Annotated in this window: 8 protein-coding genes; all 8 read left to right on the top strand. The window is 37.5% G+C overall.

The annotated features are described in order from the left end of the window. The first annotated feature begins 22 nt into the window (after positions 1-22). Positions 23-1,087, top strand: a complete 1,065-nt coding sequence (locus tag BLR17_RS02245; protein ID WP_066328160.1) for a Gfo/Idh/MocA family protein — start codon at positions 23-25, stop codon at positions 1,085-1,087. Then, on the top strand, positions 1,084-2,667 hold the full coding sequence (locus BLR17_RS02240; protein WP_066328161.1) for a sodium:solute symporter: 1,584 nt from the start codon (positions 1,084-1,086) through the stop codon (positions 2,665-2,667). Before BLR17_RS02245 ends, BLR17_RS02240 begins: the two co-directional genes overlap by 4 nt. Positions 2,668-2,720: 53 nt before the next feature. Beyond that, positions 2,721-4,922: an alpha-L-rhamnosidase-related protein gene (locus tag BLR17_RS02235; RefSeq protein WP_066328162.1), complete on the top strand. Its 2,202-nt coding sequence runs from the start codon at positions 2,721-2,723 to the stop codon at positions 4,920-4,922. A gap of 4 nt (positions 4,923-4,926) precedes the next feature. After that, positions 4,927-6,597 carry a glycoside hydrolase family protein gene (locus BLR17_RS02230; RefSeq protein ID WP_066328163.1) on the top strand — a complete coding sequence of 557 codons (1,671 nt, stop codon included), beginning with the start codon at positions 4,927-4,929 and terminating at the stop codon, positions 6,595-6,597. Positions 6,598-6,709: 112 nt separating this feature from the next. Continuing rightward, complete coding sequence (locus BLR17_RS02225; RefSeq protein ID WP_245683107.1) at positions 6,710-7,828, top strand: glycoside hydrolase family protein; 1,119 nt, start codon at positions 6,710-6,712, stop codon at positions 7,826-7,828. 79 nt (positions 7,829-7,907) lie between these two features. Further along, complete coding sequence (locus BLR17_RS02220; RefSeq protein WP_066328166.1) at positions 7,908-11,213, top strand: glycoside hydrolase family 2 TIM barrel-domain containing protein; 3,306 nt, start codon at positions 7,908-7,910, stop codon at positions 11,211-11,213. A 102-nt stretch (positions 11,214-11,315) separates the two neighbouring features. Then, complete coding sequence (locus BLR17_RS02215) at positions 11,316-14,744, top strand: glycosyl hydrolase (protein ID WP_066328167.1); 3,429 nt, start codon at positions 11,316-11,318, stop codon at positions 14,742-14,744. Positions 14,745-14,839: 95 nt separating this feature from the next. Continuing rightward, positions 14,840-16,264 (top strand): sialate O-acetylesterase, encoded by a 1,425-nt coding sequence (locus tag BLR17_RS02210; protein ID WP_066328170.1) that lies wholly within the window; start codon positions 14,840-14,842, stop codon positions 16,262-16,264. The last annotated feature ends 10 nt before the right edge of the window (positions 16,265-16,274 follow it).

The raw sequence follows: 16,274 nt of genomic DNA, 5'->3' as shown, positions 1-16,274 counted from the left end.
ATAAAAAAATAATTAAAAAACGATGTTAAAAATAGCCATTTTAGGTCTTGGAGAAGGACGTAGTACCATGTCAGCAGCTATAGAAAGCAGCAAAGTAGAGTTGGTAAAAGTGTGTGATAGAAATGAAGAATTGTGTAAGCAAAGAGCGAAAGAATTTGATTTTCCTCACTATACAACTAATTATGATGATTTGTTAAAAGACGAGGCTATTGATATCATTGCCATTTACACGCCGGATCATTTGCATGCTGAACATGTAAAACAGGCTTTGTTGCACGGAAAACATGTTGTTTGTACTAAGCCTTTTATTGATGATTTATCAGATGCGGCAGCCTTATTGGAACTGAGCGAAAAAACAGGGAAAAAGGTTTTCATCGGACAAAGCTCTAGATTTTTTGAACCTGCAAAAAGACAAAGAGCCGATTATGAAGCTGGTTTAATAGGTGATTTGATAACGATTGAAGCGCAATATCACGCGGACCACAGATGGTTTTTGAAGAAAGAATGGTCTTTATTGCAATCTTTCAAATGGTTGTATGGCGGTTTGAGTCATCCAGTAGATTTTATCAGATGGTATTTGCCAAATATTGAAGAAGTGATGGGTTACGGAATGATTAGCAGCAACGGAAAATCGGCGGGATTGAAGAATGAAGATACGATGCACTTTATCTTCAAAGCGACTGATGGAAGAATTGCCAGAGTGAGTGGTGTTTATACTTCGCCAACACAGCCAGCTCAAAGAGACAGCGGAATGAGCACTATTTTGAGAGCTACTGAAGGTGCCAGCCAGGCTGATTATCATGAATTGCGTTATGCGGTGACCGACAAAACCGGTGAAGAAAAAGTAATCACTTGGGGTGATGCGACTTTAAAATATTATTTCCGTTTTGAAGGGCAAAGTCATCATGGTGGAGAATACCAAAACTATTTAGAATATTTTGCTGATAGCATTGAGCAGGGATTTACCGCTTATCCGGATATGAAAGAAGGAATTGGAACCGTAGCTTTATTGCAGGCTATGGACAGAACATTACAAACAGGAATGCCAGTAAAAATTGCTGATATTTTAAAAGAATATAACCTATGAATAACAGTATCTACGATAAGTTAACGGCTTTAGATTTTATAATCGTTGCGGTTTATTTAGTGACTTTATTAGTCATTGGTTATGTGGTGAGTGTGAAGCAAAGCAAGAAAAACGAAACACTTTTTCTGGCAGGAAATTCACTTAATTGGTACAATATCGGGTTCAACATGTGGGGAACTAATGTGGGACCTTCTTCGTTATTGGCTTTTGCGAGTATTGGTTATGCTACGGGAATTGTAGCAGGAAATTTCGAATGGTACGCTTTTGTGTTTTTATTGCTTTTGGCGATGGTTTTTGCACCGCGTTATATTGCAAGTAAGGTAAGCACGATGCCTGAATATATGGGGAAACGTTATGGTGATAGTACACAGACTATTTTAGCCTGGTACGCCATGGTGAAAATTTTGGTAAGCTGGTTGTCATTGGGGTTATTTAGTGGGGGTGTTTTAGTACGCCAGATTTTAGGGATCCCAATGTGGCAGAGTGTAACCGTTTTAGTGATTTTCTCCGGAATTTTCACTTATGCAGGAGGATTAAAAGCCATTGCAAAAGTGAATGTTTTCCAAATGATTTTGCTAATTGTGGTTTCACTAACCTTATCTTATTTAGGTTTACAACAAGTAGGAGGAGTAGAAGCTTTGATTGCTAAAACACCATCTAATTTCTGGAATTTAGTGCGTCCTGCATCTGATGCGCATTATCCTTGGCCGGCAATTTTATTAGGATATCCGGTTGCTGCAGTGGCTTTCTTTTGTACCGATCAGTCGATGGTGCAAAGTGTATTAGGAGCCAAAAATTTAGAACAAGGTCAATTAGGTGTGAATTTTATCGGTTGGTTAAAAGTAATGGCATTGCCATTGTTTATTTTGCCGGGAATTCTTTGTTCCGTTTTATTTCCTGAATTAGGTAAAAATTCCGATTTGGCTTATATGACTATGGTAACTAATTTATTCCCTAGCGGAATGAACGGTTTGGTAATTTGTGTTATGATTGCCGTTTTGGTAGGAACTATTGGTTCGTCATTGAATGCATTGAGTACCGTTTTTACGAATGATATTTATGTAAAGAAAATCAATCCGGAAGCTACTATCAAAGACCAAATTAGAATTGGACGTTTAACTATTGCTGCCGGATGTGTGTTTGCAATCCTGATTGCAGTAGCTATTGATAATATTAAAGGACAGAATTTATTCAATATTTTTCAGGCGGTTTTAGGTTTCTTAGCACCTTCTTTATCAGTGGTGTTTTTATTGAGTGTTTTCTGGAAACGTACTACTAAGAAAGCGGTAAACGCTACATTATCCTGGGGTTCCGCTTTTAGTTTGTTTGTAGGGGTATTGTATTTATGGGTTTTTCCTGCGGATGTTTATACAGCATGGCCTCACTTTTTATTAATTTCATTCTACATTTTTGTAGTGTTGACATTAGCAGCAATTTTGATTTCATTGGCCGATAAAAATCCGGAAACTACTTTTGTTAGTGAAACCGATGTTCCTAAAACCAGTAAGCGTGTAAAACTATTATTTGGTTTATTGGGGATTACCATCTTTGTTTTATATCTGATTTTTAATTTTAACTAATCAGAGTAATTTTAGGACAACCAAAAAATCAACCAAAATTTAAAACCGTAAATATGTTAAACAGATTTTCAACTTCAATGTTTAGATTTTCGATTAGTTTTATTGTTGTATTTTTCTTTTTCACTTCATCTTCGGCTGTTGCACAGGAAAAAAATAGCAAAGCCACCTGGATTTGGTATCCGGGAGATTTTGAAGTTTGGTTAAGTAATAAAATGCAGGTAAGACGTACCGAACGCGAAGCGGTATTTCCACCGCTTTGGCAATATTATAGTCCTTATGCCTTGGTCACTTTTCAAACAGAAGTAGAAATTCCACAACCAGACGATGTAAAAATCTACACGGAAGGATCTTTTCAATTACTTTTAGATGGTGTTCAAATTTACGGACAGCCAAAATCATTAAAAATTCCTGCCGGAAAACATAAAATTTCCTTTAAAGTATATAATCAGGAAGTGTTGCCGGCTATTTATATTGCCGGTAAGTATGTTCAATCTGATGCGTCATGGAAGGTGACCAATGAAGATAAACTTTGGATTGATGAAAATGGAAAAGCACAACAATCCGGGACACCATGGGTGCCTGTTGGTTCCTGGAATTTTGATGTGCCTGAGAATAAACCTTCCGGTTTTAAACTAACAACAAAGCCTTGGAATGCCAAAAAAACAGAAAAAACAGCTGCTGGTGAGTTAGTGGATTTTGGTAAAGAAACTTTTGGTTACATTAAAATTCATGGCGTAAAAGGAAAAGGTAAAGTAGCATTGTATTATGGTGAATCTCGTGAGGAAGCGATGGATACGGCCAAATGTGAAACCTTAGACCATTTATCATTTGATGGAAATCAGCCTCAAACCTACACACATAATGGATCCAAAGCATTCCGCTATGTTCAGGTAAAAGCTGATCCAACAGTGAAATACGATTCGATTTCGATGCTTTATGAATATTTACCATTAGATTATCGTGGTGCATTCAAATCTTCAGACGAACAATTGAATAAAATTTGGGATGTGTCGGCTTACACGATGCATTTAACATCCCGTGAATTTTTTATAGACGGGATTAAACGCGATCGTTGGGTTTGGTCTGGCGACGCTTATCAAAGTTATTTAATGAATTATTATTTATTCTTTGATTCGGCTTCGGTAGAAAGAACACTTTTAGCGCTTCGTGGGAAAGAACCTGTGACGGCTCATGTTAATATCATAATGGATTATTCGCTGTATTGGTTTGTGGGTGTTTACGATTACTATTTGCATACAGGCGATACGAAATTTATCAAAACTTTTTATCCTCGAATGAAATCGTTGATGGAATTCTGCTTAGAAAGAAGAAACAAAAACGGATTCCTCGAACCATTGGAAGGGGATTGGGTTTTTATTGACTGGGCAAACAGATTACCAAAAACAGGTGAGGTGAGTTTTGAGCAAATGCTTTTGGCAAGAAGTTTAGAAGCCATGGCTGTTAGTGCTGAAATTGCAGGTGAAAATGCAGACCAAAAACAATATAAAAAATTAGCTGATGATTTAAAAACGAAATTATTCGATGTGTTTTGGGATAAAAAAGAAAACGTGATGAAGCACCAGCGTATCGACGGTAAAATGCAGGATATTGTAACCAGATACGCTAATATGTTCGGTATTTTCTTCAATTATTTTACTGAAGAACAAAAACAGAGTGTAAAAAATAAAGTGTTGCTCAATAAAGATGTTCTTCAAATCACAACACCATACATGCGTTTTTACGAGTTGGAAGCCTTGTGCGCTATGGGCGAACAGAATTATGTTTTGAAAGAAATGAAAGACTACTGGGGAGGAATGTTAAAAGAAGGCGCTACCTCTTTTTGGGAAGAATACAACCCAACCAAAAAAGGGGCAGCACATTTAGAAATGTATGGACGCCCTTATGGAAAAAGTCTTTGTCACGCCTGGGGTTCCAGTCCAATTTATTTGTTAGGGAAATACTATTTGGGTGTAAAACCAACTGCTCCGGGTTATGCTGAGTACGAAATCAAACCAAATTTAGGCGGATTACAATGGATGCAAGGACAAGTGCCAACACCAAACGGGGAAGTTGCATTGTATGTGAGTAAAACTCAAATTAAAGTAAATGCTGCCGAAGGCGAAGGAAAGCTGATTATTGAAAGTAAAACTATGCCAAAAACTAATTCGGGAACGATTGTTGAGTTAGCAAAAAACAAATATCAATTAACGGTTAAGCCTAATGTAGCTTACCAAATTAGTTACAAAGCACTTTAATATTATGTTGCAAAAAATCAAAAATAATATCCTTTTAGTCGTTGTTTTCTTGAGTGTGATTTCAGTTCATGCTCAAAAAAATAACTGGCAGCCAGCTTCTTTCGAAGTAGTAAAATCCAATTACAAGACATTCAAAACAACACAATATGCGCATGTTTTTTCGGGTAGTAAAAATAATATTGTTCGATTGGCGCCGGAATTGGAAGGGCTTACAGGAGTAACGCTTCCGTTGGATCAATATAAAAACGGGACGAATGCGCCTTTAAAATTAAAATTCAAAGAAGATGCTATAGTGTTTGTTGGTACTTTTCAGGATAAAAGTAATAATGAATTTCTACAATTAGATACTACAGATTCTGCATTTCTTGTATATCAAGATGGAGTGACAATTACAGGTTTACCGTCCGTAGATGTTTATGCGATTTCTTATAAAAAAGGGACACACACGATTTTGCCATCAGCAAAAGGTTTGTATGCTGTTTTGGGAGTCGTAAAAATGAAAGAAACTTTAGTTTCCACAAATGCAGGACAATTAGATGGAAGATTATGGAACCCAACGTTTATTGTTGAAGGATTCTCAGATGAAAAACCATTATTCGAAATTATTGGGGGAGAAAATAAACCCGTAATCGACGAAGGAATGCAGGGAACTGAAGGAATTCAGGGCGGTTTTGAAGGCGGTCGTGTGGTAAAAGTAGACGATACCTATCACATGTTTCCAACAGAAAGAGCGGGAGAAAAAGGTGTTGAAATGTACTATGACCGTGTGAAAACTAAAATCGGGCATTGGACAAGTAAAGATGCGATTCACTGGAAAAGGGAATCGACTATTTTACAAGCCAGCGGAACTTATGCCATTACAGAAGACGATAACCCGATGAACGATCGTCGTGCAGCGATTTGGTCGTATATGCCTGTTTTTAATGAAAAAGCAAACAAATGGTACGGTTATTATTTGGCTTACACGGTGAGTAAAGAAATTGAACCGAATCATTCTTTTGGCCGTATTTGGCGTTGTGAATCTACTGTAGAAGGCATCAACGGAATTGCCGGACCTTATAAAGATATGGGAATCATTATGGAACCGGGATTGGATTCTCAACCTTGGGAAGGCCGTCAGGGAGTGGCTTCGTTTTTTCCGTATCAGGTAGGTAATAAGTTTTACGGTTTTTACAGTGGTGCTTATCCTTTTGAAAGTTGGAAAGATTATCCTAAAAAATCTGGAAAAGGCTGGTTTGTGGCTTTAGCCGAATCCAATAGTTTAGAAGGACCTTGGTTCCGTCTCAATAAAGGGTTGAAACCTATTCAGTCGATACATCCTTTGTTTGTTGAAAATCCTATTGTGAGTCAGTTACCAAATGGTTTGTACATCGCTATTTTTGATGGCGGACCTGATGGCTGGGGACATCATTTGCCTAATATGATGGGCTATTCTTTGTCTAAAGACGGGGTGAATTGGTCGGAAGCACATTATTGGCCAATAGAAACTAAGGTGGATAAATGGTGGGATATTATGCGTACTCCTTTGTGTTTAATTCCTGAAGGCAACGATGTTTACACGATTGTGTATAATGCCATCGATTTGAAAAAAAGATTTCACCCGACAGGAATGGTCAAAGTGAAATTGAATCGTGATGTGATGGATGCCCGATTAAAAGAATTGGAAAAGAAATAATAGCAACACAGATTAAACAGATTAGGGAGATAGCAACAGATATTAATATTTATTTCTCAAATTTCTAAAATCCGTGTTCCAAAAAATAACACTATTTTAAATGAAAACTACAATGAAATATCTTGTAATTGGAATCACAGTTTTGCTAATAGCAAGCTGTGCCACCAAATTCAAAAAACGAGAAATCACCGATGGTGTAATGAATGAGATTTACAACGAAATCAAAACACCATATAAATACGGATTGGTAATGGTGCCAACGGATAACTCGTATAAAATGGACTGTCCTTCTGTTTTTAGAAAAGACGGAAAATGGTTTATGACTTATCTGATTTATGATGGAAGAGGTTATGAAACCTGGCTTGCAGAGAGTAATGATTTATTGAATTGGAAACATTTAGGGAAAGTAATGTCGTTTTCAAAAGATGAATCAGAATGGGATGTGAACCAAAAAGCAGGATATATTTCATTGCAGGATCCAACTTGGGGTGGTTCTTATAAATGGAATAAATATGATGGAAAATATTGGATGAGTTATTTTGGTGGAAATACAACAGGATACGAAGCTGGTGTTTTATCAATCGGAATGGCTTATACAAAAGAAGCTCCAACAAAAGCACACGAATTTGAGCGTTTACCTAAACCGGTCTTAACACCAAAAGACAAAGATGTAAGTTTTTGGGATAACAGTACAATGTACAAAAACTCGGTTATTGAAGACAAAGAACGTATTACAGGAAGCAAATTTATCATGTATTATAATGCCCGTGGCGATAGTTTAAATCCTGCTAAAGGTGCAGAACGTATTGGGATGGCGGTTTCTAACGATATGAAAACCTGGAAACGTTATGGCAAAAAAGCCTTACTGAATCACCACAGAGGAATTACAGGTGATGCTTATATTCAGCGTGTGAATGATACCTGGGTGATGTTCTACTTTGGAGCTTTCTGGACCGGTTGGGATCAGGGTGCTTTTAACCGATTTGCAGTTTCAAACGATTTGGTGAATTGGAAAGAATGGAAAGGCGATAATTTAATTGAATCTTCAGAACCGTATGATAATATGTTTGCCCACAAATCATTTGTGGTAAAACACGACGGAGTAGTATATCATTTTTATTGTGCGGTAAACAAAGGGGAACAACGCGGAATTGCAGTGGCTACTTCTAAAGATTTAGGGAAAAGCCAAATTAATTTTGTGGCACCGCCGGTGAAAGTTAAGAAGAATTAAGTGCCAAGTATTAAGAATTAAGACAAATTTTGTGATTCCTTCTTCGTCGGAATGACAAGAACACTAAAAAATAAAATCAATGTTTAAGTCAATTCATAATTTTTTAAAGTTTCGATTTTCGATAGTATGCTGTTTGTTTGGTATTGGTATTAGCCAAGCCCAACTGGTTACAGGTGAACCGGCTGGAGTACCACGAATTAAAGAAAAATATGTTGATACTCCCTGGGAAAATCCTATGATAACCAGTATGAACAGAGAACCGGCAAGAGCCACGGCTTATTCTTATGCTACGGTTGCCGATGCTTTGGAGGGAAACAGAAATAAAAGCAGGATTAAAGTTTTAAATGGTGATTGGGATTTTAAATTTGCCAAAAACTTTCAGGAAGCGCCTCAGGATTTTTATAAAAATGGAGTAAAAGGCTGGGACAAAATTGCAGTGCCTTCTAATTGGGAAATGAAAGGCTATGGGATGGCTATTTACAAAAGTGCGGTGTATTCGTTCCGCCCGGTAAATCCGCCTTTCGTGCCTCAGGATGATAATCCTGTTGGTTCGTACCAACGTAAATTTACTGTACCCGAAAATTGGGATGGGATGACTGTTTCGCTTCATTTTGGCGGGGTAAGTTCGGCATTTCAGGTTTGGATTAACGGTGAATTTGTGGGTTATGGAGAAGATAGTTGTAATTCATCGGAATTTAATATTACACCTTATTTAAAAAAGGGTGAAAATATTTTATCGGTTCGTGTTTTTCGCTACAGCGATGGTTCTTATTTAGAAGATCAGGATCACTGGCGTTTAAGCGGAATTCAGCGTGAGGTATATATTATGGCAGAACCAAAATTACGTATCGCCGATTTTTTTTACCAAACCAAATTGGATAAAAAATATCAGGATGCGGTTTTTCAATTGCGTCCACGTTTAGACAATCAAACAGGAGATACGATTAAAAATCACACTTTTGAAGTGCAGCTGTATGATGCTCAAAATAAACCTTTATTTGAAAAAGATTTAAGCAGAAAAGCGATTGATATTATCAGCGAAGTTTCGCCTCGTTTGGATAAAGTGCGTTTTGGATTTTTTCAGGAAACGATCAAAAATCCTTTGAAATGGAGTGCTGAGAAACCCAATTTATATACGCTCGTGATGATACTTAAAAATCCTGACGGAAGCATTAGTGAGGTCAAAACTTGTAAGCTTGGTTTTCGTTCTATCGAATTTTCGAAAGAAAATGGAAAAATGCTTATTAATGGAAAAGAAACCTATGTTTATGGGGTAAATCATCATGGTCATCATCCTAGTCGTGGTGAAGCAGTGAATCATCAGGATTTAGAAGAAGATGTTAAACTGATGAAAAAGTATAATTTTAATTTTGTGCGTACAAGTCATTTTCCGGAGGATCCTTATTTCTATGAATTATGCGATAAATACGGTTTGATGGTAATGGACGAAGCTAATCTGGAAACCCATGGTTTAGGTGGGTTTTTAAGCAACGACCAGCAATGGACACATGCTTACCTGGAGCGTATGACCCGAATGGTACATCGTGATAAAAACCATCCGTCGGTTGTGATGTGGAGTTTGGGTAATGAAGCCGGAAAAGGACCTAATCACGCGGCCATGGCAGGATGGACACATGATTATGATATTACAAGACCGGTACATTACGAACCGGCGCAGGGAAATCCAAGATTAGATGGTTATATCGATCCATTAGATCCACGTTATCCTAAAACGGTTGATCATTCGCATCGATATGAAAACCCACAGGACGAACCTTATGTAGATGTGGTAAGCCGTTTTTATCCGGGAGTTTTTACTCCTAAATTTTTAGTTGATCAAAAGAAAGATACACGCCCAATTTTGTTTGTAGAGTATTCACATTCTATGGGTAATTCTACCGGGAATTTAAAAGAATTATGGGATGAATTTAGAAATACGCCTCGTGTTATTGGAGGTTGTATTTGGGATTTAAAAGATCAGGGATTGCTTCGAAAAGATGCTAAAACCGGTCAGGAATATTTAGGTTATGGTGGTGATTTCGGAGAGAAAAAACATGATGGCAATTTCAATATTAACGGTATGGTTTCGGCCGATGGCAGAGCAAAAGCTGCGATGTATGAAAACAAATGGATTTATCAGCCTGCAGTTTCAAGCTTGAGTACCGATTTTAAACTGAATATCCATAACAGACAGGTAGTTCAAAATTTAAGGGATTTTATTCCTGTAATTCAAATTTTAGAAAACGGAAATCTAATTAAACAGTTTGTACTTCAACCAATCGATATTCCGGCGGGAGGAGATTATGTTTTAGATGTAAAGAAGTACCTTCCAAATAGGAAAAAGGATTCGGAGTATTTCCTGAATATCGAATTTCAATTAGCTAAGGATGAGTTTTGGGCTTCAAAAGGTTATGCAGTTGCAACTGATCAATTTTTGTTGCAAAAGAAAACCGAAGTAGTTTTGGCGGAAGCCAAACAAAAAAGCAATTTGCAGGAAACTAAAGAAGCGTATGCTATCAACGGAAGAGATTTTAGCATAAAAATAAATAAAGCTAATGGTGCTTTGAGTTCTTATGTTTATAAAGGCAAAGAACAAATAAAAGCCGATTTGTTGCCAAATTTCACCCGTGCTTTGACCGATAATGACCGTAAAGGATGGAAACCTCATAAACTTTTAAAGCAATGGTATTTGGCAAAGCCAATGTTGAAAAATATAAAAATGGAGCAATCGGCTGGTGATATAAAAATCAGCAGTGATTATGAAATCATTAAAGACAGTGCTGCCGTAAAAGTGGTGTATAATATCAATGCAAACGGAATTGTGAAAGTCAATTATCAGTTAAATGCGAATCCAAAATTACCAAACATTCCTAGAATTGGAATGCAATTGGGAATCAATCAGGATTTTGGGCAAATTTCATGGTACGGAAAAGGAGAATTAGAAAATTATTGTGACCGTAGTTTTGGCTTTACAGTTGGACGTTATTCTTTGCCAATAGACAAATTTATCGAGCCTTATGTGATGCCTCAGGAAAACGCTAACAGAACGGAAGTGCGATGGATGGCTTTTACAAATCCAACGAAGAGTTCTGGCTTAATTGTTGTAAACGAAGACAAGGTTTTGAATATGAGTGCCTGGCCTTATACGCAACAAAATCTGGATGATGCCAAACATACTTATGATCTTGTAAATCCAGGTTTTTTGACTGTCAATGTCGATTTAAAACAAATGGGCGTAGGTGGAAATGACAGCTGGTCGCCGGTATCAGCACCAATGGAAAAATATCAAATTCCTTCGGGAGATTATCAATATAGTTTTTATCTGATGCCTTTTTCGGATGCGAAAAACGGTTTGGAAACTAATTTGAAGAAATTTAAGTATTAATGATATCATTGCGAGGAACGAAGCAATCTCATAACGAGAGCAACTAAGTGAGATTGTTTCGTTCCTCGCAATGACTAATGTAAACGGATAATAACAACAGCAATGTTTCAAAAAAAATATTTCTTTCTTATTTTACTCTTTGCGGGATTTGTATCTGCACAGGAAATTCATAAAAAAGAAAATGGATTATTTCAGCCTACAATTGAATCCTCAAAGTCTTGGGTGTATTGGTATTGGATGAAATCGGCTTATTCTAAATCGGGAATCACTGCCGATTTGGAAGCAATGAAACAAGCCGGAATTGCAGGTGCTTATTTAATGACGATAAAAGGACCGGCAAATCCGCCTTTGATTGAACCGCCTGTTTTGCAATTGAGTCCTGAGTTTTGGGACATGGTGCATTGGGCTTTCGCCGAAGCAGATCGTTTGGGTTTAAAATTGGCGTTTCATGCTGCCGATGGTTTTGCTGTGGCGGGAGGTCCGTGGATTACGCCCGAAATGTCGATGCAAAAAGTAGTTTGGTCAACAACAGAAATCCTTGATGGGAAAAAAATCACAACGCAGTTAACAACTCCGGAACATTATAAAGATTATTATAAGGACATTGCCACTTTTGCTATTCCGATAAAAGAGTTCGAACAAAATTCAAAAGTCTTACTTCCTAAAGTTACAACTTCAAATGGAGAAGAAGCTTCTTTTCTGGTAAATCCAGCCAAAGACGGGAATCTGAAAATTAGCGATAAAGGATGGATTTTATACGAATTTGAAAAACCTTTTTTGTGTCGCACAATTACTATTCAAACCAAAGGATTGGATTTTCAGGCGCAACGACTCATTGTTGAAACCAGTGATGATGGGATAAATTTTAAATTTCATCAAAGATTACAACCACCGCGTCAAGGATGGCAAAATACCGATTACGGAACGACAAGCAGTATTAATCCGGTTACGGCTAAATATTTCCGATTTGTTTTTGATCCGACCGGAACCGAACCTGGTGCTGAAGATTTGGACTTTGCCAAATGGAAGCAATCCAATTTAAAAGTGAGTAAAATTACGCTTTCAAATCAGCTTAAAATTGGTAATTACGAAGGTAAATCGGGAGCAATATGGCGATTAAGTCCGGAAACAACTACAGAAGAAATTCCGAATTCTGATGCGTTCCAAAAATCTGCAATCATCAATATTTCGAAATTTGTTGATGCTGACGGTAATTTGACTTGGAAAGCCCCAAAAGGCAAATGGAAAATTATCCGAATGGGACATACTTCAACCGGACATGAAAATGCAACTGGTGGCGCAGGAAAAGGTTTGGAGGTTGATAAATTCAATCCGGAGTTAGTTCGTTTTCAACTGGATCATTGGTTTGGAGAAGCTATTCGAAAAGCAGGTCCTGAACTGACTTCGAAGGTATTGGCGATTTTACATTTGGATAGCTGGGAATGTGGCAGTCAGAATTGGTCTGCTGTTTTTCAGGCTGAGTTTCAAAAACGTCGTGGTTACAATATAGTGGATTATTTGCCGGTAATGGCGGGAATTCCAATTGAAAGCGTTTCGACTTCTGAAAAAGTTTTATACGATGTTCGAAAAACGATAGCCGAATTAGTAGCTGATAATTTTTATGCTACGGTGGCTGACATTGCTAAAAAAGCGAATGTAAAATTCAGTTCCGAAAATGTGGCGCCAACCATGATGAGCGATGCTTTGCTACATTTTAAATATGTGGATTATCCAAGTGGGGAATTTTGGTTAAAAAGCCCTACACACGATAAGCCTTTTGATATGTTAGACGCTATTTCGGGAGGTCATATTTATGGAAAAGATATTATTCAGGCCGAAGCTTTTACGGCTTTACGAATGGACTGGGATGAGCATCCGGGGAATTTAAAAACTTTGGCTGATAGAAATTATGCATTGGGAATCAACCGATTTTTCTATCATGTTTTTGTACACAATCCGTGGACGGACAGAAAACCGGGAATGACTTTGGACGATATTGGAACGTTTTTCCAAAGAGACCAAACCTGGTGGAAACCGGGAAAAGCCTGGTTTGATTATTGCCAAAGAGTGCAGTTGCAATTGCAAAAAGGAAAACCGGTTGTGGATTTAGCCGTTTTTATTGGCGAAGATTTGCCGTCGCGTTCTCTTGTTCCTGATCGCTTGTTTCCTTTTGTTCCAAATGTTTTTGGACAGGAACGAGTGGCGAGTGAAAAAACGCGATTAGAAAACGAAGGACAGCCGGCAACCAAAATGCCTAAAGAAGTAACTTTTTCTAAAAACAATACCGATTTATCACAATGGGTAAACCCAATGAATGGCTATCAATACGACTCTTTTAATGCTGATGTGTTGTTGAACAGAGCTAAAGTGGTGAATGGTAAAGTAGATTTTGGCGGAGGTATTGAATATGCAGCTTTGTTGTTTCCGGGAAGTCATAAAATGGCACCGAATAAGATTGTTTCTTTGGCTGTAGCCGAAAAAATGTTGCAATTAGTCAAAGAAGGAGCGACCATTTTTATTAATGAAAAACCAATTGGGACTCCAAGTTTTCAATCAGAGGCAGAGGCTAAAAGATGGCAGGCTGTTGTTGACGAATTATGGACGAAAGGGAAAGAAATAACTAAAAACAATCAGGGTGCTGTTTCTTGGAAATTGGAAAAAGGTACAGTTATTGAACTGCCTTTTTTGGATGCTGATTTTACAAAAATTGGAATTGCACCAGATGTATTGTTTTCGGATTTGAAGCATAATGACAGAGGAACAATTGCCTGGACACACCGACGAAGTGCTGACGAAGAAGTTTATTTTCTTTCGAACCAATTAGAGGAAAAGAGGAATATTATATTTTCTTTTCGCGAAAGCGGAAAAATACCGGAATTATACAATCCTGTGACCGATAAAACCACAGCATTAAAGGCATGGGAAGTTGAAAACGGTCGAACTGTTATCACTTTGCAACTGGATAAAAATGAGTCTTGTTTTGTGATTTTTAAAAATGCGACTAAGGAAAATAGTGTTGTGAAAGGAACGAATTGGTCTGAATTAAAAACAATTCAAACTTTAGATGAAAATTGGACGCTACAATTTGACGCTGGTTTCAAAGGACCTGAAAAAGAGTTGAAAATTGATAAATTGTTTGATTGGAGTACATCGACTGATGAAAATATTAAATATTATTCGGGAACTGCGGTGTACACTAAGGAATTTGTTTGGAATCAGGATACAAAAACGCCAACGTATCTGGACTTAGGTTCGATTTCCAATCTTGCCGAAGTGACTGTTAATGGGATAGATTGCGGAACGATTTGGACTTTTCCATATCGCACCGACATTTCAAAAGCATTGCAAAAAGGGAAAAATAAAATAATAATTAAAGTGACAAATACCTGGGCTAACCGCCTGATTGGTGATCAAAAATTACCGGAAAAAGATCGATTAACCTGGACAACTGCGCCTTATCGATTAGTGGAAGCTGAGAATTTACTAAAAGCAGGTTTGCTGGGGCCGGTGACATTAGAAAGTGAAAAATAAGTTTTTTTATCATTAAGATATTTAGAGTATTAAGCTAAATGAAACTTAACTTCTTAATGGTGAGAGTTTAATAGAATTAAAATGAAATTTTAGTGATGAAAAATTCAATTATTACGTTTTTTTTGATTTTAGGAAGTTTCCAAATCAATGCAAAAATAAAATTACCGGCTTTGTTTTCGGATAATATGATGTTGCAACAGCAAAGTAATGTTCCTATTTGGGGTTGGGCTGATAAAAATCAAAGCATCAAAATTAAAACTTCCTGGGATGCCAAAATCTATCAAGTAAAGGCTGACGAAACAGGGAAATGGAAAATAGCTTTGAAAACGCCTGTGGCTGGCGGTCCTTATACAATTACAGTTTCGGATGCTAAGGAAACAAAATCAATTAAAAATATATTAATTGGAGAAGTTTGGTTGTGTTCCGGTCAGTCTAATATGGAAATGCCTTTGAAAGGATTTCCCGGGCAAGCCGTATATAAAGGAAACGAGCTAATTGTACATTCGACCAACAAACAAATCCGTTTCATTACGATTCCAAGAGCTACGGTGTTGACACCAAATGAAGATTTTGAAGGACAATGGTATACAGCCGGCCCACAAACTACGGGCAATTTTAGTGCTACGGCTTGGTATTTTGGTTCATTGTTGCAGGAAGTTTTGAATGTGCCTGTGGGCTTAATTCATGTTTCTTACGGAGGTTCGAGCATGGAAGCCTGGATGAATCAGGAAATGTTGAAAGATTTTACGAACGTTAAAATTCCAACTACAAAAGAAGAATTAGCCAAAGATCCGAATCGTGTGCCGACAACTTTATTTAATGGGATGCTTTCGCCGGTGATTGGTTACGGAATCAAAGGTTGTATCTGGTATCAGGGTGAATCGAATTATGAGCGCGCCGGACAATACAAAGATTTGATGAAAAAGATGGTGAGCAGCTGGAGAGGACTTTGGGGACAAGGTGATTTCCCGTTTTATTATGCGCAAATTGCTCCTTTTAATTATGCTCAATTTCATCCAAAAGACAATAAAGAAGAATACAATTCGGCTTATTTGCGTGAAGCTCAGTTGAAAGCTTCGAATGAAATTTCGAATTCCGGAATGGCGGTTTTGATGGATATTGGTGAAGAAAATAATATTCATCCGATTCATAAAGAAGCCGGAGGAACCCGATTAGGTTATTTGGCTTTGACGAAAACTTATGGAATTACCGGTTTTGAATTTGAAAGTCCGGAATATAAAGCAATGGAAATTAAGGATAATTCAGTGACCGTTTCATTCGACAAAGCGCCAAATGGTATCACATCTAATGGTAAAGAAGTAACCGGATTTCAAATTGCAGGAGAGGATAAGGTGTTTTATCCTGCAAAAGCAGAAGTAAGAAGAAAATCTGTAGTGCTGACTTCGGATAAGGTGATTAAGCCGGTTGCTGTTCGTTATTTGTTCAAAGATTTCGCCGAAGCACAAATTTTCAGCACAGGAGGTTTACCAGTTTCATCGTTTAGAACGGATAATTGGTAAGGTTTTAAAA

The organism is Flavobacterium glycines (assembly GCF_900100165.1).
GTDB lineage: Bacteria > Bacteroidota > Bacteroidia > Flavobacteriales > Flavobacteriaceae > Flavobacterium > Flavobacterium glycines.
This window is presented reverse-complemented; position numbering and strand designations above follow the sequence as displayed.